Annotated in this window: 23 protein-coding genes; 20 read left to right on the top strand and 3 right to left on the bottom strand. The window is 45.3% G+C overall.

The annotated features are described in order from the left end of the window. The first annotated feature begins 6 nt into the window (after nucleotides 1-6). From H70737_RS20380 to H70737_RS20285, 20 genes are all read left to right on the top strand, one after another. Nucleotides 7-1,329, top strand: coding sequence for a CCA tRNA nucleotidyltransferase (locus H70737_RS20380; RefSeq protein WP_042190125.1), 1,323 nt, complete (start codon nucleotides 7-9; stop codon nucleotides 1,327-1,329). Further along, the gene (locus H70737_RS20375) at nucleotides 1,319-2,119 is read left to right on the top strand and encodes a biotin--[acetyl-CoA-carboxylase] ligase (protein ID WP_052404372.1); all 801 of its coding nucleotides are present in this window, start codon (nucleotides 1,319-1,321) and stop codon (nucleotides 2,117-2,119) included. The genes H70737_RS20380 and H70737_RS20375 overlap by 11 nt, the downstream gene beginning before the upstream one ends. A 335-nt stretch (nucleotides 2,120-2,454) precedes the next feature. After that, nucleotides 2,455-3,321: a 3-methyl-2-oxobutanoate hydroxymethyltransferase gene (gene panB, locus H70737_RS20370; protein ID WP_042190123.1), complete on the top strand. Its 867-nt coding sequence runs from the start codon at nucleotides 2,455-2,457 to the stop codon at nucleotides 3,319-3,321. A 1-nt stretch (nucleotide 3,322) separates the two neighbouring features. Then, nucleotides 3,323-4,213, top strand: coding sequence for a pantoate--beta-alanine ligase (panC, locus tag H70737_RS20365; protein ID WP_042190121.1), 891 nt, complete (start codon nucleotides 3,323-3,325; stop codon nucleotides 4,211-4,213). After that, nucleotides 4,206-4,589: an aspartate 1-decarboxylase gene (gene panD, locus H70737_RS20360; RefSeq protein WP_042129504.1), complete on the top strand. Its 384-nt coding sequence runs from the start codon at nucleotides 4,206-4,208 to the stop codon at nucleotides 4,587-4,589. Before panC ends, panD begins: the two co-directional genes overlap by 8 nt. Before the next feature lie 111 nt (nucleotides 4,590-4,700). Then, entirely contained in the window at nucleotides 4,701-5,342 is a 642-nt protein-coding gene (locus H70737_RS20355; protein ID WP_042190119.1) for a tetratricopeptide repeat protein, read from the top strand. A gap of 136 nt (nucleotides 5,343-5,478) precedes the next feature. Then, entirely contained in the window at nucleotides 5,479-8,340 is a 2,862-nt protein-coding gene (dinG, locus tag H70737_RS20350; RefSeq protein ID WP_042190117.1) for an ATP-dependent DNA helicase DinG, read from the top strand. Between the two features lie 131 nt (nucleotides 8,341-8,471). Further along, a complete protein-coding gene (locus tag H70737_RS20345; protein WP_042190115.1) occupies nucleotides 8,472-9,125 on the top strand; it encodes a redox-sensing transcriptional repressor Rex in 654 nt (217 codons plus the stop codon). Beyond that, complete coding sequence (locus H70737_RS20340) at nucleotides 9,112-10,413, top strand: amidohydrolase (protein ID WP_042190113.1); 1,302 nt, start codon at nucleotides 9,112-9,114, stop codon at nucleotides 10,411-10,413. The genes H70737_RS20345 and H70737_RS20340 overlap by 14 nt, the downstream gene beginning before the upstream one ends. A 169-nt stretch (nucleotides 10,414-10,582) precedes the next feature. Then, nucleotides 10,583-11,101 carry a cell wall elongation regulator TseB-like domain-containing protein gene (locus H70737_RS20335; RefSeq protein ID WP_042190111.1) on the top strand — a complete coding sequence of 173 codons (519 nt, stop codon included), beginning with the start codon at nucleotides 10,583-10,585 and terminating at the stop codon, nucleotides 11,099-11,101. 408 nt (nucleotides 11,102-11,509) lie between these two features. Next, a complete protein-coding gene (locus H70737_RS20330; protein WP_042190109.1) occupies nucleotides 11,510-12,052 on the top strand; it encodes a hypothetical protein in 543 nt (180 codons plus the stop codon). After that, entirely contained in the window at nucleotides 12,045-13,547 is a 1,503-nt protein-coding gene (locus H70737_RS20325; protein WP_042190108.1) for an AAA family ATPase, read from the top strand. The genes H70737_RS20330 and H70737_RS20325 overlap by 8 nt, the downstream gene beginning before the upstream one ends. Nucleotides 13,548-13,680: 133 nt before the next feature. Further along, entirely contained in the window at nucleotides 13,681-14,553 is an 873-nt protein-coding gene (locus tag H70737_RS20320) for a 3-hydroxyacyl-CoA dehydrogenase family protein (protein ID WP_042129488.1), read from the top strand. Continuing rightward, complete coding sequence (locus H70737_RS20315) at nucleotides 14,550-15,758, top strand: acetate/propionate family kinase (protein WP_042190106.1); 1,209 nt, start codon at nucleotides 14,550-14,552, stop codon at nucleotides 15,756-15,758. The genes H70737_RS20320 and H70737_RS20315 overlap by 4 nt, the downstream gene beginning before the upstream one ends. Before the next feature lie 21 nt (nucleotides 15,759-15,779). After that, complete coding sequence (gene asnS, locus H70737_RS20310) at nucleotides 15,780-17,078, top strand: asparagine--tRNA ligase (RefSeq protein WP_042190104.1); 1,299 nt, start codon at nucleotides 15,780-15,782, stop codon at nucleotides 17,076-17,078. Nucleotides 17,079-17,104: 26 nt separating this feature from the next. Next, nucleotides 17,105-17,857, top strand: a complete 753-nt coding sequence (locus H70737_RS20305; RefSeq protein WP_042190102.1) for a DnaD domain-containing protein — start codon at nucleotides 17,105-17,107, stop codon at nucleotides 17,855-17,857. A 46-nt stretch (nucleotides 17,858-17,903) separates the two neighbouring features. Next, entirely contained in the window at nucleotides 17,904-18,539 is a 636-nt protein-coding gene (locus H70737_RS20300) for an RNA polymerase sigma factor (protein ID WP_231573318.1), read from the top strand. Continuing rightward, complete coding sequence (locus tag H70737_RS20295) at nucleotides 18,536-19,021, top strand: hypothetical protein (protein WP_052404371.1); 486 nt, start codon at nucleotides 18,536-18,538, stop codon at nucleotides 19,019-19,021. Before H70737_RS20300 ends, H70737_RS20295 begins: the two co-directional genes overlap by 4 nt. 18 nt (nucleotides 19,022-19,039) lie before the next feature. Further along, nucleotides 19,040-20,143, top strand: coding sequence for a membrane protein (locus H70737_RS20290; RefSeq protein ID WP_042190100.1), 1,104 nt, complete (start codon nucleotides 19,040-19,042; stop codon nucleotides 20,141-20,143). After that, entirely contained in the window at nucleotides 20,140-20,865 is a 726-nt protein-coding gene (locus H70737_RS20285; RefSeq protein ID WP_052404370.1) for a hypothetical protein, read from the top strand. Before H70737_RS20290 ends, H70737_RS20285 begins: the two co-directional genes overlap by 4 nt. A 68-nt stretch (nucleotides 20,866-20,933) precedes the next feature. Here H70737_RS20285 and proC read toward each other — a convergent pair whose 3' ends face one another. The 3 genes from proC to proB are packed head-to-tail and all read right to left on the bottom strand — an operon-like array spanning nucleotide 20,934 to nucleotide 24,240. Further along, nucleotides 20,934-21,803 carry a pyrroline-5-carboxylate reductase gene (proC, locus tag H70737_RS20280; protein ID WP_042190097.1) on the bottom strand — a complete coding sequence of 290 codons (870 nt, stop codon included), beginning with the start codon at nucleotides 21,801-21,803 and terminating at the stop codon, nucleotides 20,934-20,936. A gap of 50 nt (nucleotides 21,804-21,853) precedes the next feature. Then, nucleotides 21,854-23,101, bottom strand: coding sequence for a glutamate-5-semialdehyde dehydrogenase (locus H70737_RS20275; RefSeq protein ID WP_042190094.1), 1,248 nt, complete (start codon nucleotides 23,099-23,101; stop codon nucleotides 21,854-21,856). A gap of 35 nt (nucleotides 23,102-23,136) precedes the next feature. After that, nucleotides 23,137-24,240, bottom strand: a complete 1,104-nt coding sequence (gene proB, locus H70737_RS20270) for a glutamate 5-kinase (protein WP_042190091.1) — start codon at nucleotides 24,238-24,240, stop codon at nucleotides 23,137-23,139. Nucleotides 24,241-24,525 lie beyond the last annotated feature (285 nt).

The raw sequence follows: 24,525 nt of genomic DNA, 5'->3' as shown, positions 1-24,525 counted from the left end.
TTCGTAATGAAATGGAAAATGGCGCCATCTGCTATGGCTCTTGCGGCGGAAAATGTAATTTCTGAGCTAACGCAAAACGGCCATGAGGCTTTTTGGGTTGGAGGCTGCATTCGCGATGAGCTATTGGGTAGGCCAGTGCATGATATGGATATTACAACTTCAGCAGTGCCGGAGGAAGTGATAGCCATCTTCGCACGCAGTATTCCGACAGGGCTAGCACATGGGACGGTCACTGTGCTTCAGGATGGGCATGGATTTGAGGTGACGACATACCGAACTGAAAGCGGATATGTCGATCATCGTCGTCCGGACCATGTTGAATTTGTTAGTGATGTGAAGGAAGATCTTCGTCGTCGTGATTTTACGATTAACGCGATATGCTGCGGGCTGGACGGAGATTTGATTGATCCCTTCGGAGGCGAGAAGGATCTAGCTCTCCGTGTGATCCGCTGTGTGGGTGATGCTGAGGAACGGTTCGATGAGGATGCGCTTCGCATGCTTCGCTGCGTTCGTTTCGCATCGGTGTTAGATTTCTCCATCGCTAAGAATACGTGGAGGGGGCTACTGCGCCAGCGAGATAAGCTGGCGCATATTGCTGTGGAGCGTGTCCGCGCGGAGCTGGACCGCATCGTAGAGGGGCCGCATCCTCGGCGCGGCCTTGCTATGCTCGCGCGCTGCGAGCTGCTCGCGCGCGGCAAAGCCCCGTTCCCCTGGACCGGAACCGATCTGGCGGCTGCTGCCGCCTTAACGGCCGGGATAGGGGAACTGGAGAGCGCCCACCTGCGGTGGGCGCTTCTCCTCCATGCCCTGAAGCAGTCGGCCCAGGAGGCCGATGAGCTGCTGCGGGCATGGACGTTCTCTGGGACGACGCGTACCAGCGTCGTCCAGGTGCTGCGGGTCCGCGAAGCTTGGACCGCTGCCCTGGAGGCTGTGCCGCCGGGGGAACCGGGCGGCACGGATCTACTGCGGCGGCGCTGGATCGCCGCCGTGCTGACCTTCGGCGTGGAAGCCGCCGAAGGGTGGCTCTCGCTGCTGGCGATCCTGCCAGCAGCTGCCCTTCCCGCTGTGAACTCGCCAGCGGACACGGAAATCTCGCCCGCTGTCACCACGGTGCCTGCAAGAGAGTGGATCGTGCAAATGCCACTGAAGAGTCTCTCCGAGCTTGCTGTTACAGGCAATGAGTTGGCGGAAGCGCTTGAGAAACGTCCAGGACCTTGGCTTGGCAATATGCTGAGTGCACTTCTGCAGGCGACTGCTTCGGGAGATCTTCTTAACAATAAACAAGAATTGCTGCTTGAAGCAAAAAGGATGGATGGACATGAGCTATGAAAAAGCGCTGTCGCTAAACGGGTTGAAGCAGGAAGCTTCTGATTCGAATTGGCTAGACAGAGTTCAGCTCCTGGAGTCTGTCGTATCTACTCAGGAGGAAGCCAAACGATTGGCGGAAAACGGTGCGCCAGAAGGAACAACCGTAATCGCTGAAGAACAGACTGGTGCTAGAGGGCGAATGGGTAGGAAATGGTTTTCTCCTCGTGGCAAAGGCATTTGGATGAGTATTGTATTGCGTCCGAAGTTACCTTTGTTACAGACTCCTCAGTTAACACTGCTTGCTGGGGTTGCTGTCTGTAAGGCAATTCGCCGTGTAACCGGAGTAGACGCCGGGATTAAATGGCCAAATGATTTGCTTGCGGGCGGTCGAAAGATATGTGGAATTTTGCTCGAGTCTTCGCTAAGAGAAGGAGAGCTTCATTATTGCATCGCCGGGATTGGAATTTCTGCGAACTTGACTGAAGACGATTATCCTGATCATCTGAAGGAAGTAGCGACTTCTCTTCGGATTCAGCGGGGCGGTGTCCCTATTGACCGTTCGGAACTGGTAAGAGCTGTATTGAATGAGTTAGAGCTGCATTTCAATCTTTACATGGAACAAGGTTTTAAACCTATCAAAGAGCTGTGGGAGTCGATGTCAGTTACTTTGGGTCGCCAAATCGCTCTGAATAGCCCTCAGGGACGCTCTGAAAGCGTTGTGGTAGGTTTGGATGAGTTAGGTGGACTAATCCTTAAAAACAGCGCAGGAGAGATTTCTAGCGTATGCTCAGGTGAAATCGAGCTTTTATAAATCTTTTTTATATGACAGGGTGTCATCCCCTGTCATATTTTTTTCGTGTATTTCCGAGTCCTTTTTGTTATACTATGGGGCAGAGGCGGTATCGTTTTGCGAACTGTACTCTTGATCTGATGAACTTATAATGGTTTTATTAATGGAATCACCTTCATAACTGCGTTAGACGGTTACGTTGGATTCTGCTCTGAGCCGTAAGGACCGAGACAGAAGGGACGATCGCGAGTGACTCTTTTTTGCCCTTCGGACCTTTTTAGCAAATCGTTGCTAAAAGGTTTTTTTGTTGCGATTTTTACGGGGATGTAATTTCAAAAAGGAGGACGAAGAGAGAAATGGCAAACAAACAAGCACTTAATATTGTGAAAATGAAAAAAATGAAAGCAGATGGTGAGCGGTTAAGCATGCTGACTGCTTATGATTACCCATCGGCTCTACTTGCTGAAGAAGCCGGTATCGATCTTATTCTGGTGGGTGACTCCCTGGGAAATGTGGTACTTGGATATGATACAACTTTACCGGTTACGATTGACGATATGGTCTACCACACTCGTTCGGTAACTCGGGGCGCACAAAAAACATTCATTGTGGCAGATATGCCATTTATGACCTACCACGGAAGTATAGATGAAACCTTGCGGGGTGTGCGCAGACTGATGCAGGAAGGGCGGGCTCATGCCGTCAAAATGGAAGGCGGTCTCGAAATTTGTGAGACAGTTACTGCGGTTGTAGCTGCGGGAGTTCCTGTGCTGGGGCATATTGGACTTACACCACAATCGGTAAATATGATTGGCGGCTACCGCATTCAAGGTAAGGACGCCAAAGATGCAAAACGTCTGATGGATGAAGCTAAGGCCCTTGAAGCAGCAGGTGCTTTTGCAGTGGTACTGGAGCTGGTGACAGAAGAAGTAGCACAAGCAATTTCTGAGGCACTGAGCATTCCGACCATTGGGATTGGTGCAGGTCGTTATTGTGATGGACAGGTATTGGTTTTCCATGATTTGTTGCGTTATGCCTCACCCTACCGTGAGAAACGTTTTGTCAAAACCTACGCGGATGTGGGTAGCCTGATTCGTGAGGGTATCAGCCAATATGTGCAAGAAGTGAAGGATCGCTCGTACCCAGATGAAGGTCATGTTTTTAAAGCAGATGAAACCGTTCTGGAATCTTTATACGGCGGTGCCGGAAAGGATGGGGAATAAGTTGAGAGTCGTCAGAAGCATTAAGCAACTTCGCGAAGCTTTGGAATATATGAGACAAGGTGGGCATACCCCGATTGGGTTTGTTCCAACCATGGGATACCTGCATGAAGGACATGCCAGTCTGCTTCGGCGGGCAGGAGAAATGAGCAACACGGTCGTTATGAGCATATTTGTGAACCCGCTGCAGTTCGGACCGAATGAGGATTATGATTCCTATCCGCGCGATGAAGAGCGTGATTTGGAGCTTGCGGAACGCGAAGGTGTCGATATTGTATTTATCCCCAGTGTGGAAGAAATGTATCCGCAGCCTACCCGGACTACTGTCTCGGTATCAGAGCTTACCACTCGACTTTGTGGGGCTTCGCGTCCAGGGCATTTTAATGGCGTAACAACAGTTGTTAATAAACTATTCAATATCGTGCAGCCAGATTATGCTTTCTTCGGGCTAAAGGATGCTCAGCAAGTAGCTGTGCTCCGCAGAATGGTATCTGATTTGAATATGAATGTTGAAATTGTACCTTGCCCTATCGTTCGTGAAGGAGATGGACTTGCACTTAGCTCGCGTAACGTATTCTTATCTCCAGAGGAACGTTCTCAAGCTCTAGTGTTATCTCGTTCCTTGCGTGAAGCGCGTCAGTCTATTGAAGAAGGAAAAGTAACAACCGTTGCTGAAGTGCGGGAATTGTTGATCTCGGTTATTTCCAGCTCTCCTTTGGCGGTCATTGATTATGCGGAAATACTGACTTTCCCTAATCTGGAAGGCTTAGAGAACGAAGTTTTATTAACGGATGTAAATGGGGAAATTATTATAGCGCTTGCCGTGAAGTTTGGCAGAACGCGATTAATTGACAATAATGTATTTATTCCAAAGGAGGTTGCCGCTCTTGTTTAGACATATGATGAAATCCAAAATTCACCGTGCGACGGTGACAGAAGCGAATTTGAATTATGTGGGAAGTATTACCATTGATGAGAACTTAATGGAAGCGGCAGATATTCTTGAGAATGAAAAAGTGCAGATCGTGGACAACAATAATGGTTCACGGTTAGAAACTTATGTTATTCCAGGGCCTCGCGGCAGTGGTGTGATCTGCCTAAATGGTGCAGCTGCACGTCTTGTTCAACCGGGAGATACAGTAATTATTATTTCGTATGCGATGTTGTCTTCGGAAGAACTGGAGTCGCATAAGCCAACGGTGGTATTCGTGGATGAGAACAACAGACCAGTGAAGCTGGCTGATCATGAATTGCATGCTACAATCGCTTAAATTATGGACTTACGCCATGTAATGAATGGCAGGGATGAAAGACCCCGTTCTCGCAGAAAATGAAGTCAGGCAAGCTGAACTGATTTCATCTTCAGTAAGGGGGGATAGCCCATGTTTCAACATTTGTTTGCTGAAATGAACAAGGTGCTTCAGGAGATCGTTACAGATTACCCTACAGCGGAGGGTGCCCGCCGGAATGAGCTTTTATGCAATTATAATATGCTGCATCGACTTAGTGATAAAGTGATGGATGAATGGCTGGCCTTTGCAGAGAAGCTAAGTCACTTTCGTGAAAGTGTAGATTTTACGACTGTGGTTGAAGAGGAAGTGCCAGAACAGGAAGCACCCGAGCTGTGCATGGATACTTTTGTTAGAGGTCAGGGGTATTATAAGCTGCTGATGTATGGAAAATGTATTGAACAGTTTAAGGAAGTTATTGTGCAATATCCGGATAGCTTGGCTGCTCGATTATATTTAGCCATCTCTTACCTGCAGGAAGGGGAGGGGGAAGCTGCTTGGAGCCATCTGAACCATATGCTCGGTTTGATACGGGAAACCAAGCTGAAGGCAATGGTTTATAACGCTTTAGGTTGCATCAGGGCCTCTCAAGAACGGTTCAATGAAGCGCAGGAGCTGTTTGGCCTTTCTTTGCAACTTGACCCGGCACTTCCTGAACCAACCGTTAATTTGGAGGTTTGCCGCCGCCGAGGAGGTAAGCTTCATTTCGGAAATCAGCTTGTTTCATTATTGTAAATTATTACGTTTACGGTTTATTATTCCGCATTTTCATTCAAGCGATGCATCCCCTGAACCAGTGGTGTGCATCGCCTTTTTTCGCAACTTCTGTTATGCTGATTAAGAGTCTCAATTGAAAGGGAATAGAATTATAATGAAATTTGCCGTGCTTGATTTTGAAACAACGGGAACCCAATCCGTGGGTGAAATTATCCAGGTTGGCCTTGCAATTATAGAAGAAGACCGGTCCATCTCCCGGGTATATGGTTCCTACGTCAAGCCCGGAACGCCGATACCTCCTTTTATAACTGGTCTAACGGGGATTACCGATGATGATGTAAAGGATGCACCTGAGCTGGATGAGATGATGATGGAGCTTGTCCCACTCTTGGATGATGTTGTGCTTGTAGGGCATAATGTCGCATTTGACTTCCATTTTTTGCAAAATGCTTTAGACCGATGTGGGTATTTACCATTTCAAGGGCGGATTTTAGATACGATTGATTTTCTGAAAATCTGCTTTCCTTCCCTCACATCCTATCAACTAGGATCAGTTAGTGCACATTTTGGAGTGACGCATGATCGTCCGCATCAGGCAGACAGTGATGCACTCGCAACTGCTCTTGTATTGCTGAAATGTCTGGAGGAGCTCTACGATTTGCCTCTGCTGACGATTCAGAGACTCTGTGAGCTGTTTACGGAAGAGGATAGTGATCTGGGTTGGTATTTTGATGGTCTGCTGCGTGAACGGGAAGCGGAGACGCTTCAGCCCGAAGGTGATCTGACTTTCTATCGTCAATTAGCGCTTGCTGTAGGAGACTGGAATGAATTAGCTCCACCTCGAGACGAGCATGCTGAGAATCCACTACACAATTTATCTTTTACAGATTATATGGATGAAGTAACGAAACGACTTAAGGAAACTTTGCCACAGTATGAAAGCCGAGAAGCTCAGGATATTATGATCAATGAGGTGATGACGGCACTTGCCGAAGACAAGCATCTATTGATCGAAGCAGGGACAGGAACCGGTAAATCCCTTGGTTATTTATTGCCTGCCATATACCAAAGCGTACGCACTAATGAAAAAGTCATGGTCAGCACTCATACTATTAATCTGCAGGATCAATTGCGTGAGCGTGATATTCCTTTGTTAACGCAGGTAGTTCCTTTTCCATTTAAAGCTGCAATTTTTAAGGGCAGAGGGCATTATTTGTGTCTTCGTAAGTTCGAACATAAAATTAATAAAAAAGACTTTATAAGTCCGAGGGAAGATGCGCTTACTGCGGCTCAGATGATCGTTTGGCTGACACAAAGTGAATCAGGAGATGACGAAGAGCTCAATCTAAGTGGGCGTGGCGGAGATTTTTGGGAGACGGTGGCAAGCGATACCGATTCTTGTCTGGGTCGCTCGTGTCCTTGGTTCCGTAAGTGTTATTATCATCGGGCTAAGCATGAAGCTGGTATTGCAGACGTGGTCATTACGAACCACTCTAAGCTTTTCGCAGATGTTAAGGCTGGGCATCAACTACTTCCGGCTTATGAACATCTTGTAATAGATGAGGCCCATCATCTGGAGGACGTGGCTGGCAAGCATTTAGGCATGCATATGAAGCATTTCACGGTGGCACATACACTATCGCGTCTTTATAAGGATAGTCGAAATGGCCAACTTCCTACACTTCGCCAAATGCTTCAGTCATCAGGCAGTGAGGAAGCTTCTGAATGGAGCGGAGTGATCGATAGAATCTATCCGGACCTGCTTACCGTAAAAGAAACCTGGGATCTGCTTAGTGATAAACTATTCAGCCTCTTGCCGGAACGCAGCGATGCAGCGGCGGGAGAAGCCGGCCAGTTAGTCATGCGGCTACTTCCTACCCGTAAACCGAAAGATTGGGATGAATTGGTTGCTTTAGAGAATACTATGAATCTGACATTAAGCGAAATTATCCGTAAAGGTGATAAAATGCTTAATGAGATGCGAGATCAAGAAGGTCAATCCTCCTCAGATAGCCTAGTTACCGATATTAGCGGCTTATTTAAGGATTTAGCTTCTATACGTGAGCAAGTACGGTTTTTTATGGGATTAAATGATGAGAATGTAGTATATTGGCTGGAGGCGAATGGAAATTATCGCAGTAAATCGCTACAGCTGTATGCCGTTCCTGTTGATGTTAGTACTCAGCTTAAGGAGCTGTTTTTCGACAAGAAGAAAAGTATCGTACTAACTTCGGCGACACTCTCTGTGGATAAATCTTTCCAGTTTATGATTGATAATCTCGGACTTAATGAAGCTGCGGAAGAGGGGCGTCTGATGACATCACTCCTGCCTTCTCCCTTTAAGTATCGGGAGCAGGCGCTGTTAGTTATTCCGCGGGATTTCCCAAGTGTGAAGGGGAGTGTAGGCGATGCCCGATTTGTCGATACACTCGTACAGTCACTAGCAGAAGCAGCTATTACAACACGTGGGCGGATGCTTGTCCTGTTTACTTCTTACAAGATGCTACGCCAGGTTTACGATCCTCTGAAAGAGGCTCTAGCCTCACAAGAGATCACGGTGTTAGGTCAAGGCGTGGAGGGGGGCAGCCGTAGCAAGCTGATCCGCCGTTTTCAGGACAGTGCAGCTTCTGTACTGTTAGGAACAAGCAGCTTTTGGGAGGGTGTAGATATTCCAGGTGAAGCATTAACATGCTTGGCCATCGTGAGGCTCCCATTTCAACCGCCAAACCACCCCCTAGCGGAAGCGAAGTCTGAGTTATTACAAGCCCAAAAAAAGAATCCGTTCATGAAGTTGTCTGTTCCTCAGGCGGTTATTCGCTTCAAGCAAGGATTTGGGAGGCTGGTACGGACAGCGCAAGATCGGGGTATTGTTATTGTGTATGACACAAGGGTGATCGAATCTCACTATGGGAAGTATTTCCTCTATTCGTTGCCTGGCCCGAAAATGGAGCATATGCTTACGGATCAAATGGTTCCTCGTATAGCGGAGTGGTTGGAAGACGGAGGCGTTTCTTGAAAAGAACGTCATCAATCTTATTAATCACTCTACAAGGAAGGGCGGTATAAGAATACCGCTCTTCCTTGAGACGAGGTGCAGATATTTCGATAGGATTTGAACAGAATATCACTTAAATTAGGAGGTAAATTATGAAATCGGATAAAATATCAGAAGCCGTTGTTCGCAGACTTCCTGTGTACTTGCGTTTCTTGAATGATCTCCAGAAACGTGAAATATTAACCGTTTCCTCACAAGAACTAGGACAAAAACTTGATTTGAATCCTGCTCAAATTCGTAAAGATTTAGCTTATTTTGGAGACTTTGGTAGAAAAGGTATCGGGTATGACGTAACTTATCTTATTGAAAAAATCCGTCATATTCTGAAGCTGGATCAACAATTGAATGTGGCTTTAGTAGGTGCCGGTAACCTTGGACATGCATTATCTAATTACAATGCTTATCTGAAAGATACTATGAAGATTACCGCTATATTTGACTCCTATGCACCTAAGGTAGGGCGGAAAATCAACTCTCTTACCGTTCAGCCGATGGAGGAGCTTGGTCAGACGGTTCGTGAGCAAGGTATTCGAATTGGGATCATTACTGTGCCTGATTCAGAAGCGCAGAATGTAGCAGATATTCTCATTGAGTCTGGCATTGAGGCGATTTTGAATTTTGCACCAGTGATTCTAAAAACACCATCGAATATCCGGGTTCATGCTGCCGATTTTACAACGGATTTGCAAAGCCTTGCTTATTATTTGAAAGACGGAAAGGAAGAAATCGGAAATGAAGAGCAGTAAAACGATTATTAAGGGCGGGCGTTTTCTTATTCCGGGAACGGATGAGCCGGTTCTGAATGGATATATGACTATTGAAGATGATTTGATCACTTACATAGGAAAAGAAGAGCCTTTAATGGAAGATGATGTGCAAGTTGTTGATGGCAGTCGTCTGCTGTTTATGCCAGGTCTGGTAAACACACATGGCCATGCGGCAATGTCATTGCTTCGTGGTTATGGAGATGATTTAGCACTTCAGGTGTGGCTTCAAGAGAAGATGTGGCCGATGGAAGCGAAATTCACTGGAGAAGATGTATACTGGGGAACCTCCTTGTCGGTACTGGAAATGCTAAAAGGTGGTACTACAACCTTCTTGGATATGTATGATCATATGGACCGAGTAGCAGAGGTAGTCGAATTATCAGGCATCCGTTCCGTACTGATGAGAGGTGTAATCGGATTATGCCCAGAGGAAGTACAAAATCACAAGCTTGCGGAAGCGATTTCTTTTGCACGAAATTGGCATGGTAAGGCTGATGGTAGAATTACGACGATGATCTCGCCACACGCCCCATATACTTGCCCACCAGACTTCTTTGTTAAGTTTGTTCAAGCGGCACATGATTTGGATTTACCGATGCATACCCATATGTCCGAGACCAAACGCGAAGTGGAGCAGAATGTGGTGGATTACGGACTTCGGCCTGTAGCGCATTTAGAGAAGCTTGGAATGTTCACACGTCCGTCTATTGTTGCACATGGCGTTCATTTGAATGATGAAGAGATCGAGATACTGGCTCGTCATGATGTAGGCGTGTCTCATAACCCAGGAAGTAATCTGAAACTGGCTAGTGGAGTGGCTCGGGTTACGGATCTTCTAAAGGCTGGTGTGAAGGTATCACTGGGTACAGATGGTGCGGCAAGCAATAATAACCTGGATATGTTTGAAGAGATGCGTCTTGCAGCCCTCATCCATAAAGGTGTAAGTGGTGATCCGACGGCTGTTCCAGCTCCGGAAGCGCTGCGTATAGCTACAGAGTATGGCGCAAAGTCTATCTTTTTAAATGATGTGGGTAGACTCGCTGTTGGCATGAAAGCGGACTTTATCGCGATTGATATAGACCAGCCGCATTTGCTACCACACACAGATCTGTTGTCTCATGCTGTATACTCTGCCAGTGCCAAGGATGTTGAGCATGTATGGGTGAATGGTAAACAGGTTGTAAAACATGGAGAATGTGTAACGCTAGATGAGGAAGCAATCCGTCGTAAGGCGCAAGAATCATTTGATGGACTGCTTAAACGGTAGTCTAAGATCATAACGAATAACTGAAAGGCTGTGACTTTCTGCGATTGCAAAGTTACAGCCTTTTGTGTTTCTGATAATTAGATCATTGAATTGGATATGAAACTTTGGATAAACACACAGGTGTGTTATATAATCAAAAAAGATATATTACTAGAAAGGGAGCTGTACCTTGAAGAAAAGGAAAAAATGGATCCTCCTGGGGTCAGTTCTGATTCTGCTCCTTCTGTTCGGACTTATCCAGTTCTATGCTTATATTATGAAAGATCAATGGAACGAGCGAGATATCGCTAAGGATGTCGCTAAAACCAGTGCTGGTCTGACAGAGGTAACCAAAGCGCAGAAATCCGTGTGGGATAAAAATGCGGTGTACTGGGTCTTAACAGGGAAGAATGAAGCCGGGACCGAGTTGATGGTTTGGGTACGTTTTACTGTAGATGGGAAGTTTGCTGAAGGAACCGACGCAGTATATGCTGAAGAACTAAGTAAAGGAACCTCTGAAGCGAAAATGCGTAGCCTTATAAAAGCCGATCTTCCGGACATCAGCATTGAGCGGTTGTTGCCAGGAGTATATAACGGGGAGTATGCTTGGCAGCTTTTTTATAAACAAAGCGGTCGATATTATTATCAATTTTATCGGTTCTCGGATGGGGCTCGAATGGGTGAAGGTTACAGTTTACCTAGCCGTTAAATTAAACAAAGGCATTATAAGAGAAACAAGCGGACCATTTATGGTTCGCTTGTTTTTTAAAATGACATATTATTTGATATACTATTAGTACACGAATTGTGATATACTATAAGAGTGGATTTATATATTGGGATTTAAAGATTCATACGAAAAAAGGTCTGTTATTTTAAGAGTAACAGCCCTTTTTTTGTCGAATTAAATCAATAAATTAAATAAAATGGAAAGAATTAAAAAATAAAATTTTAAATATCTTCACACTTTTTTTCAATATAGTATATACACCTGTGATATACTACTGTTTGTAATTAGAACAGTGTTAGTAGAACGTCAGGCTCTGGTGAGCTCTTAGCAGCTATGACTTAGGATCATTCTGTTTACATTTTTTCATCTTTGAGAGGAGGACGTTTCTTGAAATTACGTCTTGTACCTGTACTGATAACGTCTCTACTGTCGGCTATGCTATTATTCGGAGGATTCTTTTTATATCGTCAGTTTGCTTTACAGGAACCGCTCCAAAAGATTGTAACCGGATTTGAGGGAGTAAATACTTCACATATTAGTATTAACCGCGATGAGGTCACTTTGAAACTTGATTTGCAGCCGGGCACGAATTTACGTGATCTAGTATCGTATGTATCCAAAGAAGGAAAATCAGTGATTGAAGGACGTAAACTTAAACTCGATGTGGAGCAAAATTCAAGTGAACTATTGGATGATTACTGGGATAAAGCGATGTTCTCTGTAGCTGAAGCCATGGAGAGCCGTAAATATACGATTATACCTACAGAACTTGATAGATTGAAACAGCAAAATACGGAATTTAAAGATGTGATAGCATCTACTGATATCGACGACAACAATGTGTACGTAAGCTTGAGTAATGGAAAAGAAAGCAAATTTATTATTTTGCCGCGAAAACCTGCGACCTTGGGGGTATGGAATAATGCCTAAGTACCTTAAAGAAATTTTACTCGGATTTATTCCTGTACTGTTTATTTTCATGGCTTTTTTAGGTATTAATATATTCCCGATTGTTATAGCAGCTGGGATGCTCACTGCACTACTTATAATTGCTCATTTGCGTGGTGGGCTTACAGTGAACGCTGGTGCTGGAAAGAAACGCAAGAAGGAAGGACCTTCAAAGCTCACTTTTGAAGAAATAGGTGGGCAAGATAATGCGAAGCAAGAGCTTCGTGAGGCACTTGATTTTTTGATCCGGCATGAGGAGATCAGTAAATTTGGGATTCGCCCTTTGAAAGGGATTCTACTCACTGGCCCTCCAGGAACAGGTAAGACCCTTATGGCCAGAGCAGCTGCGCATTATACAAACTCTGTATTCGTGGCTGCATCAGGCAGTGAATTTGTAGAAATGTATGTAGGTGTCGGGGCCGGCCGGATCCGCGATTTGTTCAAGGATGCTCGTAACCGTGCTGTTAAGGAAAATAAACAGAGTGCCATTATTTTTATTGATGAAATTGACGTAATTGGCGGTAAACGTGAAGGCGGACAGCAGCGTGAATATGATCAGACCTTGAATCAGCTGTTGACTGAGATGGATGGTATTTATAATAACGAAACACCGCGTATTCTACTGGTAGCTGCAACAAACCGGAAAGAAATGCTTGATTCGGCATTGCTACGTCCTGGACGCTTCGACCGTCATATTCAAGTGGACATGCCTGACAAAAAGGGCCGCAAATCGATTCTGGAATTGCATGCGAAGAATAAACCTCTTCATCCAGATGTGAGTCTCGACAAAATTGCTGAAGAAGCCTATGGCTTTTCCGGTGCTCAGCTTGAAAGTGTCATGAATGAGGCTGCGATTTATATGATGCGTGAGGACTTGACGAAAGTTGAGCAGCGGCATCTGTCGATGGCGATTGACAAGGTAATGATGGGTGAAAAAACGGATAGAGAAACAAATCACGAAGAGAAAAAGAGAGTCGCCATTCATGAATTGGGACATGCCATCATGGCAGAGCTCCTTCGTCCCGGAAGCGTTAGTCAGGTTACGCTGACTCCGCGTGGGCAAGCCCTTGGTTATGTGCGACATAATCCTCAGCAAGAGCAGTATTTGTACACCAAAGATTATCTCGAAGATCAGATTATGATTGCACTTGGTGGAGCAGCTGCTGAAGAAATGTATTATGGTGGACGAAGCACAGGTTCACGCGGTGATTTCGATCAGGCGCTGAATATTGTGGAAACGATGATGAAGTCAGGTTTAACTTCGCTGGGTATTGCTAAGCTGGAAATGGTTACCACTGAAGAGCTTATGAAGGAAAATAGTAAGATATTGGATGAGCTGATGACGCGCACTCGTGAGCACCTTGAAAAGCAACGAAATGTATTTGATTACTCTCTTGACATTTTAATGAAGGAAGAAGTACTCTCTGGAGAGCAATTTCGATGTCAATTTCGTGACAGCGTCCTTTTACCAGCATAAATATTTATGCTGGTTATTTTTTTTTACTTTTCAGGCATGCTAAGATATCATTATATGTCGGGCTTTATAAATTTTTGCGACAGACAAGGTACAATACAAAAGTATAGATACCTGAAAGGATGGAGACTTTTTTATGAATTTCAAAAAAATAGGTGTCATCGGCGGTGGCACAATGGGACAAGGTATTGCTGAAATGTTAGCAGCCAAAGGCCTGGATGTATTACTAGTGGAGAAAACCGCGGAGAAACTGGACTACTCTTACGAAATGATCGAGACAAGTCTAGATAAGCAACTGGAGAAATGGGCGATCACTCAAGCTGAGAAAAAGCTGATTCTTAGCCGCATTCAAAAAGTGACACATTTCGCGGAGCTCAGCTCTTGTGACATGGTTATCGAAACCATTGTTGAGGATTTGGAAGAAAAGAAAAAGATTTTGAATCAATTGGATCAAGTATGCCCGAACCACATTATTCTTGCCAGCAATACATCAACACTTAGCTTGACTGAACTTGCAAGTTCTACGATGTATCCGGAACGCGTGATCGGAATGCATTTCATATATCCTGTAGCTAAAGTGGATCTTGTAGAAATCGTACGTGGTCTGAAAACTTCAGATGCTACTTTTGAAGATACAAAATCCTTTGTTGATGAGATTGTTGAGAAAAAAGGTGTAATGATTTATGAATCCCCAGGATTTGTAACATCACGCCTCATTTGCTTGTTTATCAATGAAGCTATGCATGTACTGCAAGAAGGCGTTGCCTCCGCACAGGATATTGACGATGCTATGCGTATTGGTTATCAATTCCAATATGGACCGCTTGAAATGGCTGACAGATTTGGCCTGGATTCGGTTCTTGCGGCACTCGAAAATATGTTCCGTGAATACGGAGAACTGAAATACCGTCCTTCTACAATTCTTAAGAAGATGGTACGTGCAGGACAACTGGGTATGAAATCAGGAGAAGGCTTCTTCAAGTACGACAAGGATGGTGACCGTGTATGAATATTTTAGTTATTAACTCAGGTAGTTCTTCTTTGAAATATCAGCTGTATAACATGACCGATGAATCGGTTTTGGCTAAGGGTTTGGTTGAACGTATTGGGATGGATTCCTCCATTCTGAATCATAAACCTACTGGCAAAGCGGAAGTGACAGAAGTAAGCGAAATTCTGGAACATAATACTGCGATCCGCAAAGTCCTTGCTTGTCTTACAGACAAAGAGCATGGTGTAATTGAATCTATTAAAGAAATTGATGCTGTAGGTCACCGCGTAGTGCATGGTGGAGAGTTCTTTAAATCCTCCGCACTTGTGGATGCTGACGCAAAAACGAAAATTCGTCAATTGTTTGACCTTGCACCACTGCATAACCCAGCAGCAATGATGGGGATTACGGCTTCTGAAGTAAATATGCCAGGTGTACCGCAGGTTGTTGTATTCGATACTGCATTCCACCAAACCATGCCTGAAAAAGCTTATATGTACGCTATTCCTAGAGTATTGTACAATAAATATAAAGTTCGTCGTTATGGCGCACACGGTACATCACACGACTTCGTAAGCAAGGCTGCTGCGGAGTACTTGGAGCGTCCTCTGGAAGATCTGAAGATCATTACTTGTCATATCGGTAACGGCGGTAGTGTAACTGCAGTTCAAGGTGGAGTGTCCGTGGATACTTCCATGGGTATGACCCCTCTGGAAGGTTTGATGATGGGTACTCGCAGTGGTGATCTTGACCCAGCAATTGTCCCTTATGTGATGAACAAGGAAGAATTGTCCGTAGGAGAAGTTAACTCCATGTTGAATAAACATAGTGGCCTCTTAGCGATTTCGGGCGTAAGCAGTGACATGCGCGATATTATTGATGGTATGGAAAAAGGTGAGCCTAATTCCACACTAGCTTTTGAAATGTATGAGTACCGCTTGCGCAAGTATATCGGTTCATATACGGCTGCCATGAACGGTGTAGATGCGATCGTATTTACTGCCGGTGTTGGTGAAAATGCTTCATTGCTTCGTGAGAAACTGCTAAATAACCTTACGTTCCTGGGTATTGAGTTGGATGCTGAAGCTAACAAAGTTCGTTCCGGCGATCCACGTCGTATCTCTACGGAAGATTCCAAGGTACAAGTGCTAGTAGTTCCGACAAACGAAGAACTTGTCATTGCACGTGATACACACCGTATTGTGCAAGGAATTAACGGCTAAATTAGAGGAGAGATTGAAGGCATGGCTAACAAGAGTGTAATTAAGAACGTGAATGAACATGTTGGAGAGAGTGTTGTTATCGGTTGTTGGGTAAACAACAAGCGCTCCAGTGGTAAAATTCAGTTCCTGCAGCTTCGCGATGGTACAGGTTATATTCAGGGAGTTGTAGTGAAATCAGAAGTGCCTGAAGAAGTATGGGATGCAGCTAAGAGCCTCACACAGGAAAGCTCTTTGTATGTGACCGGAATTATCCGCGAGGAACCTCGCAGTCAATCTGGTTTTGAAATGACTGTAACTGGAATTGAAGTCCTGCATCTTACAGAGAATTATCCAATTACTCCGAAAGAGCATGGCGTAGATTTCTTGATGGATCACCGTCACCTCTGGCTGCGTGCCTCGAAGCAGCGGGCTGTTCTGGTAATTCGTGCGGAAATTATTCGTGCAATCCAACAGTACTTCAACGAGAGTGGATTTACAAAGGTGGATCCTCCGATTCTGACGCCAACGTCAGCAGAAGGAACTACTAACTTGTTCCACACGAAGTACTTCGATGAGGACGCCTATCTAACACAAAGCGGACAGTTGTATATGGAAGCTGCAGCAATGGCACTAGGCCGTGTATATTCCTTTGGACCAACTTTCCGTGCAGAGAAATCTAAGACTCGTCGCCACTTAATTGAGTTCTGGATGATCGAACCAGAAATGGCCTTTACAGATCACGAAGAAAGCTTGAAGGTTCAGGAAGAATTTATTAGCTTCGTAGTGCAATCTGTATTGAAGAATTGCCGTGCGGAGTTGGAAGCGGTAGGTCGCGATATTTCCAAGCTGGAGAATATCAAAGCACCATTCCCACGCATTACTTATGACGATGCGATCAAGTTCTTGAACGATAAAGGCTTTGAAGATATTGCTTGGGGTGATGATTTCGGTGCACCTCATGAAACAGCAATCGCAGAAGCATACGATAAACCTGTATTTATTACTCATTATCCTGCTTCTTTCAAAGCGTTCTATATGAAGCCAGATCCAAACCGTCCGGAAGTCGTACTGTGTGCGGATATGATCGCTCCAGAAGGCTACGGAGAGATTATTGGTGGTTCACAGCGGATCGATGATCCTGCGCTGCTTGAAGAGCGTTACAAAGAGCATAATCTTTCGATGGACTCTTACAAATGGTACATGGATCTGCGTACTTACGGATCTGTACCTCACTCTGGTTTTGGACTTGGACTTGAGCGTACTGTAGCTTGGATCTGTGGCCTTGACCATGTACGTGAGACTATTCCATTCCCACGTACACTGTACCGTCTCTACCCATAAGTTCTTATATTTGAAGGGGGACGTTCATGGACGGCAAAGGATGGAGTACCTGGAGCGAAGGCGTCTCCTTCGGTCTGGAGAACGGAATGGCCGTCATACCTTACGCATTACTGAAGTATTACCGGAAGCTGAATTTAAGCGGAAGTGAAGCTATGCTGCTGATACATCTGCTTTCTTTCAGGCAGGTGGAAGGGATTGACTTCCCTTCTCTTGAGGAGCTTCAGGTTGTAACTGGCCGTAGCATATCTGTACTAGCAGGAGAGTTGCAGAAGCTTATGAAGGAAGGTTTTATTAGCATCGATGGAGACAACGATGAGCTAAGAGACATCCATTATGAACGCTACAATTTCTCAGGGTTATACGGAAAGCTTGGTGCTTATCTAGCGACAGTTGTACAAGAGCATGAGCAAGATAAGCACGTAGGTGGCTATGCAACGTCGGCACCTCGAGCTGCTTCAGGGGGTGGATTCGGCGGAAAGCCCCCCTCATCTCCTTCTCAACTTGGGGCTGAAGAGGAAAGCCGAAATCTATTCAGTATTTTCGAAAAGGAATTCGGACGTCCGCTATCTCCAATGGAGTGTGAGACGATATCCAGTTGGGTGGATCAAGACCGGTATCCCGAGGAGCTGATTCTGTTAGCGCTGAAGGAATCTGTATTTGCAGGAAAGGTTCATTTCCGTTATATTGATCGAATATTGCTGGAATGGGCCCGCAACCGGGTCAAGAACGCTCAGGATGTTAAGAACTATACACAAAAATTCCGTAATGGCGGAAGATAGATAGATTAGGAGAGAACCGCACTGCTTTAGCCCATCGCTAAAGTAAGTGCGGTTCTTTTTAATATTTTTATTAAAAAGTGCAGGGGTAGTTGTAATCTGGCGCGTCTATTGCTGTGGGAAGGAGGGGAGAGTCATTGAAGAAGAGGTATTAATCCAGCGGATTTGTCAAGGTAACGAGGATGCGTTCCGTCAATTTGTAAATACATACAGTCAGCAAATTTACAAAATTACTTATTCTGTATTACGCGATGTCAAAATGGCTGAAGATGCTGCTCAGGAAGCTTTTTTACAAATGTACAAATCTCTCCCTGACTACCGTTATCAAGGCTTAAAGTCATGGATTACACGGATCGCCTTAAATAAGGCAATTGATGCGAAACGTAAACGTGATCGACTTAGGGAACTTCCTGTTGACTATGAGCTTGTACTGAGCCAGACCGCTTCCAACGAAGAGGATGTGTTGTCAGGTGTTATACGCCGTGATCGGATGGATCGGCTGCTCGGTGAAATCAATAGCCTGCCTGAAACTCATCGTGAAATTATGGTGGCTTATTATCTGGAACATAAAAAATATGATCAGATTGCTGCAGAGCAGGGAATTTCCCTGAAGACGGTAGAGTCCAGATTGTATAGGGCGAGACAATGGATCCGAAATCATTGGAAGGAGGATGAATGGCTATGATGAAGCGTGGAGACGATCTAATCCAACGGGAACAAGCAAAATCTTATATTGAAGGTCACATGGACGAGGCGACCAGAGAAGATTGGGAACAGTTGCTGCTGGAAGATACGGAAAGTTTTACTTCATACATGGAAATGTTGGATGAGCTACAGGAGGATCTGCCTTCATTGGAGAATTCGTCTATTTTTACAGAGAGGGTTATGGCAGATTGGGCTAGTATGACGGAATCGTCAGCAGCATTGGAACAAGTGACGGTTGAAGAAGGGGTACGGCGATATCGCTGGTATGAAAAGACAATCTTTCATTATGCGGTTGCCGCGTCACTTACGCTGTTGATAATGACATCTGGTATGTTTGATAAGCTGCACACAGGTCAAATGGAGCTTATGATCCCTAAAAAAGATAATTCCCCATCATTTAGCGAGCAAGTCATACAGGCAACTAGCGGATGGTTGGATCAGCTAATGGGCAGCAGAAAGTGATGAGAGGAGAAATGAAATATGCAACAGCAGCGTAGTAAATTAAAAGCTTTTTTTCTTAATTTGATTCCTGGAGCAGGTCATTATTATATGGGAAAACGCCCACAGGGAATTGTTTATCTTCTGTTAAGCTTTGGCATCTTATTTATGTCATTCTTAATAGCTGTGGCTGAAGGTGCCGAGGATATTCTATTAATGGGTGTGATAGGGTTCCTACTTATTGGGACGGTTTCGATGGTGCATCTGGTGGTTAAAATGCTCCAGATGCCTGCTCCGGCAATGACTCCAGATGGATCGAATTTTGATTTTTCTTCAATGCCCGTTAAGACAGACGATAATGAGCGTGTACATGTAATTTTATTATCGTTCATTCCAGGATTGGGTCATTTTCATATGGGGTTGATGCAGCGAGGATTGTCTTTCCTCATTTCTTTCTTCGGTTTTATGACCGTGATGTTATTCCTGGCAGGGATTACTTCAAGTGATGTTTTCCTTCTCCTGTTTGGCGTATTACCAGTGATTTGGTTATATTGTATGTTTGATGCGGTTCAGTTAATCCATCGTAAGCAAGCTGGAGAAGAAATGGTAGATCGTACTTTATTCGAAGAGATGGAGGCTGGTCGTGAGGAGGGGCGCCGTAGCAAAGTTTTGGCTACATTGCTTTCTGCTTTTCCGGGTGCCGGACAAATGTATCTAGGGCTGCAAAAAAGAGGATTACAGCTCATGCTGCTATTTCTAGGGAGTATTTATGTCATGGACCTACTGCGTTTAACGCTGCTATTCTTCCTCATTCCAGTCATTTGGTTTTACAGTTTGTTCGATGGCTTACAGCTTGTCAGCCGACATGGACGTGAACCTTTACAGGATAAGCCAGTCATAGAAGGATTTTTAAATCATCAAGGATGGCTTGGAGCTGCTCTGATGTGTCTAGGACTGTATTACATTGTAGTTAATGTCGCAGTTCCTGCGCTTGATATCAGATTTCCTGGATGGCGTTTAGAGTATATAGTCAATGAATATTTCAGGACCTTTATCGTATCTGTGCTGTTGATTGGCGGTGGTTTGAAGCTGATGGCGGGAAGCAAGAACAATAAAGGGAGAAAAGGGACAGGTGGTCAATCTTGAATAATCCGACAGAATTACAGCAAGGAGTTAATGTTTCAAGTGAGCGTCCGGTTGCTGAAGATAAATCAAGACGCTGGCGTGTGGGAACGTTGTCGATGGGATTGAGCCTTTTATTTCTGGGAGCACTAATCATGGTCTCGCAGTGGAGGGGCGCCGAAGTGTTTGAGACGACGCTTGCTTGGTGGCCGATCATTTTTATATTATTAGGCTTAGAAATTGTGATATACACTTTATGGTTTCGTGGAAAAGGAAAAATGTATTATGATGTGCTAAGCGTTCTGTTCGTAGGGTTTATAGCTGTATGTTGTCTGGTTTTTGCGGGATTTAGTTCTTTAGGATTAACACAGGAATTTCGCCGTACCGTTTCAGCTGTGCAAGAAAGTTACGCATTGCCAGATTGGAAGGGAGCCGTTCCAAAGGGCGTTAGTACCATCATTATCCAAGCTGCAGAGCCTTATGGGATTAAAGTAGATCAAACGGGTGGAAACGAGCTGAATGTATTCGGGAGTTATTCTTCAAATAAAGGAAAGCTACAAGAAGCACAAGAACAACAGCTGCTTCAAACTAAGCATGTTGGGAATACGCTATACATCATTTTAGGGGAAACTCCTAGAGATCTGCTATTCGATAATTCTAGGAACACGCTGGACGTGACTGTTGGGGCTCCGGCTAATGTTAAAGTGATTGTTCGAGATACTTATGGAAATGTTGTAACGGGCTAATCATGGCCTTAAATTGAAAAAAAAGATCGCTTCCTGACCAATGTGGTATGGGAAGCGATCTTTTTATTTTACGAATGCAGCTCTTTCTCAAGCGCAGCGCCCATTTCACGGGAACGTTCGGCACAGCGATTTACTGCCGCGATGACAGTTTCGAAAAATTCTCCCTGCTCGAGTACTTCTATCGCTGCTTGTGTAGAGCCATTCGGGGATGTGACCTTTTTACGAAGTGCAGCTGGATCCTCGCCCGTCTGTTGTACCATTCTAGCAGCGCCAAGAACCGTTTGAACGGTTAACTCCGTGCTTTGATCAAGCGGCAGTCCGCCCCGTATACCGGCAGCGATCATTGCCTCCATCATATAATAAATATAGGCAGGCCCACTGCCGGAGATACCCGTTAAGGTCTCCATGCGTTCTTCATCAATGACTGTTGTTAGTCCGACAGCTTCAAAGATGTTGAGTGCTAGGCGTCGTCCTTTCTCATCTACTTCTTTGGAAAAGGCTATGCCAGTGGCACCAAGACCTATGGAACTAGAAGTATTCGGCATAGTACGGACGATGGGTTGCTCTTTGCCAAGCAGACCTTGCATCGTTCGAATGGACAGCCCAGCAATTACAGAGACTATGATCTGATCAGGTGAGAGAAGTGGGCTGAGTCCCCGAAGTGCTTCTGCAGCGTCTTTTGGTTTCATAGCCAACACGATTACTGGTGAGTTCCGTAGGTAATCTGTTTTTTGTTCAGGATCATTTGTACCGATTACACCGTAACGACTTCTTAGTTCTGCCAGACGTTCACTACTGCTACGGTTAAGCATAATAACATTATCGGATTTTACGATACTACGGCTAATCATCCCGCGAACGATGGCTTCTGCCATAGAGCCTGCGCCATAAAATACAATATTATGATTCATAAGTGGAATGGAAGGTTGCTGACACATGGCTCAAAATCCTCCTAAAAGTGGTGTAATTAAAAACGGATGCATGGACACTAACCCCGAATTTGACCTGTTCCGTAAATCTTATATTTGGTTGAAGTAAGAGCAGGCAGACCCATCGGTCCACGGGCATGGAGTTTCTGTGTACTAATGCCGATCTCTGCACCAAATCCAAATTCAAAGCCGTCTGTGAAGCGGGTTGAAGCATTGTGGTAAACAGCTGCAGCATCAACCTCCTGTAAGAAGCGTGAAGCGTTATCCGGATCTTCAGTTACGATACATTCCGAGTGCTTCGTGCCATACTGGGCGATATGCTGCATAGCTTCGTCTAAATCGCTGACGATTTTGATATTCAAGATATAATCATTATATTCAGTAGCATAGTCCTCTAATGTTGCAGGTAATGCCCATGGGACAAAGGATAATGTTTCCTGGCAGCCACGTAATTCAACGTTAACATCACGGAAAGCTTCGGCCAAAGAAAGCAGATACTCGTTTGCGTAATCCTTATGAACGAGTAGCGTCTCCATGGAATTGCAAACTGAAGGGCGCTGTGCTTTGGCATTCAGACTAATGTTCTGAGCCATTTCTGGCAAAGCGCTTGCGTCGAGATAAGTATGGCAGATGCCTGCACCCGTTTCAATGACGGGCACGGTTGCGTTAAGCACAACATTTTGAATCAGAGAACTTCCTCCGCGAGGGATAATCACGTCAAGTAGTCCGTTGAGCTTAAGCATTTCATCAACGGAGGAACGGTTGGGATCTTCGATCAACTGTAGCGCATTTTTCGGCATTGAAGTATTTGCTAGAGCGTTGTGAAGAACCTCGACAATTTGTCGGTTGGAGGACAGGGCGGAGGAGCCACCACGCAACACAACAGCGTTACCAGTCTTTAGACACAGACCAGCGGCATCAACAGTTACGTTTGGACGTGCTTCATAGATGATGCCGATGACACCGAGTGGAACACGGAGTTTCTGGATGTTGAGACCATTTGGACGTTCAATAGTTTCTAGCGTGTCACCAATTGGATCAGGTAATACAGCGATTTGTTGAAGTCCTTCTGCGATACTGTTAATTCGGCCTACATCTAACGCTAGTCGATCAAGCATGGACTCAGGAGTACCACTTAAGCGTCCGCGTTCCAGATCTTCCCGGTTGGCAGCAATGATAGCTGGAGCTTCACGACGCAGCGCATCAGCCATAACTAAGAGTGCTTCATTTTTTTGGCCGGTAGTTAGACTCGCTAATACTCCGGTGGTTTCCTTGGCTAATTTTGCTTTATTGACAACTTCACTCATGACGATTCCTCCTTAAATTTGTATGGGCAAAATTTTTACCTCAATGTAATCCATTCGTCACGGTGAATGACCTCCAGCCGGTGTACTTCTCCCAGCTTCGGTACAATCTGACGGCTGGGTAAACCTTGAATACTGCGCAGCTGAGTGTCATCGTAATTCACAATCCCGCGTCCCAGCAACTTGGAGTCTGGTCCAAGGACTTCTACAACATCCCCAGCGTGAAAGTTACCTTCGATCTGCTTGACGCCGACAGGCAGCAGACTATGACCGCCATGAAGCAGCGCTTCAACGGCGCCTTCGTCAACGTACAGGGAGCCGAGTGGGGTGGACATAAAGCCAAGCCATTGCTTTTTAACAGGTAAAGAAGATAACTTGGTTGCAAAATAAGTACCTCGGCCCGAGCCTGTCGCTGCGAGTTGTAAATCCCCTGGTTCGGTAGCTCTCCCAACAAAGACGGGCACACCGCCTCGTGTAGCGATCTTGGCAGCATCGATTTTTGAACGCATGCCACCTGTCCCCACACTAGAGCCAGCTCCACCAGCAATAGCATAAATCTCCGGCGTAATATCATCAACGAACTGATAGCGAACAGCGTCGGGATGTTTCCGAGGATCTCCACTATATAAGCCATCCATGTCAGTTAAGACTAGCAATCTGGTGGCTTTCAGCAGGTTAGCTACCAGCGCGGACAAAGTATCGTTATCACCGAATTTTAACTCATCAACGGAGACGGTGTCATTCTCGTTAAATACGGGTACCGCTCCTAGGCGAAGCAGCTCTTCAACCGTCATCATCGCGTTGTTCATAGCTCTGCGACTACAAAAGTCGGTACGGGTTAGTAGGATCTGTGCTGTGGTTATTCCATGCTCGGCAAAAGCTTCCTGATATGCCTGCATGAGCAGTACTTGGCCTACAGCAGCAGCTGCTTGCTTCTCATGCAGCAGCTTCGGACGTGTAGGATAACCGATACTGCGAAAGCCTGCGGCTACAGCACCGGAGGTTACTAATAACACCTCGCAGCCGTTTCTCTTCAATTCGGCAATCTCTGAAGCGAAGAAGGACACGGCTTCGCGATTCAATCCGCCTTCTGTTCCAGTCAGTGAGCTGCTGCCTATTTTGACTACGATTCGTGTCGTCATATCTGTTCACTTCCTCAGTATTTTTATAGATGCTGAAAACGACAAAAAGCCCCCATCCTTAGACTTAGCAAAGGACGAAAGCTTGTAAACTTCCGCGGTACCACCTTCATTGATGAGGGATCATCCGACTTCATTCTCGTAACGGGAGGATCCGTCCTGCTTAGCACAGGCCGCTCGGGGGTAGGATTCGGAACGAAAACCGCGGTAAATTCTTTCAGCCTGTCGGAATTTACTCTCTAGGCGCGGTTAGACTCATTCTTACTGGTCCCGTCTGCACGTTTCACT

The organism is Paenibacillus sp. FSL H7-0737, assembly GCF_000758545.1.
Lineage (GTDB): Bacteria > Bacillota > Bacilli > Paenibacillales > Paenibacillaceae > Paenibacillus_AQ.
Note: the sequence above shows the minus strand (reverse complement) of the source record. Positions and strands in the feature narration are given on the sequence as shown.

Bases quoted from the DNA above. Each gene is read 5' to 3' on its own strand.
- H70737_RS20380 (WP_042190125.1), top strand. From the start codon at position 7: ATGAAATGGAAAATGGCGCCATCTGCTATGGCTCTTGCGGCGGAAAAT.
- H70737_RS20375 (WP_052404372.1), top strand. From the start codon at position 1,319: ATGAGCTATGAAAAAGCGCTGTCGCTAAACGGGTTGAAGCAGGAAGCT.
- panB (WP_042190123.1), top strand. From the start codon at position 2,455: ATGGCAAACAAACAAGCACTTAATATTGTGAAAATGAAAAAAATGAAA.
- H70737_RS20355 (WP_042190119.1), top strand. From the start codon at position 4,701: ATGTTTCAACATTTGTTTGCTGAAATGAACAAGGTGCTTCAGGAGATC.
- dinG (WP_042190117.1), top strand. From the start codon at position 5,479: ATGAAATTTGCCGTGCTTGATTTTGAAACAACGGGAACCCAATCCGTG.
- H70737_RS20345 (WP_042190115.1), top strand. From the start codon at position 8,472: ATGAAATCGGATAAAATATCAGAAGCCGTTGTTCGCAGACTTCCTGTG.
- H70737_RS20340 (WP_042190113.1), top strand. From the start codon at position 9,112: ATGAAGAGCAGTAAAACGATTATTAAGGGCGGGCGTTTTCTTATTCCG.
- H70737_RS20325 (WP_042190108.1), top strand. From the start codon at position 12,045: ATGCCTAAGTACCTTAAAGAAATTTTACTCGGATTTATTCCTGTACTG.
- H70737_RS20320 (WP_042129488.1), top strand. From the start codon at position 13,681: ATGAATTTCAAAAAAATAGGTGTCATCGGCGGTGGCACAATGGGACAA.
- H70737_RS20315 (WP_042190106.1), top strand. From the start codon at position 14,550: ATGAATATTTTAGTTATTAACTCAGGTAGTTCTTCTTTGAAATATCAG.
- asnS (WP_042190104.1), top strand. From the start codon at position 15,780: ATGGCTAACAAGAGTGTAATTAAGAACGTGAATGAACATGTTGGAGAG.
- H70737_RS20305 (WP_042190102.1), top strand. From the start codon at position 17,105: ATGGACGGCAAAGGATGGAGTACCTGGAGCGAAGGCGTCTCCTTCGGT.
- H70737_RS20295 (WP_052404371.1), top strand. From the start codon at position 18,536: ATGATGAAGCGTGGAGACGATCTAATCCAACGGGAACAAGCAAAATCT.
- H70737_RS20290 (WP_042190100.1), top strand. From the start codon at position 19,040: ATGCAACAGCAGCGTAGTAAATTAAAAGCTTTTTTTCTTAATTTGATT.
- proC (WP_042190097.1), bottom strand. From the start codon at position 21,803: ATGTGTCAGCAACCTTCCATTCCACTTATGAATCATAATATTGTATTT.
- H70737_RS20275 (WP_042190094.1), bottom strand. From the start codon at position 23,101: ATGAGTGAAGTTGTCAATAAAGCAAAATTAGCCAAGGAAACCACCGGA.
- proB (WP_042190091.1), bottom strand. From the start codon at position 24,240: ATGACGACACGAATCGTAGTCAAAATAGGCAGCAGCTCACTGACTGGA.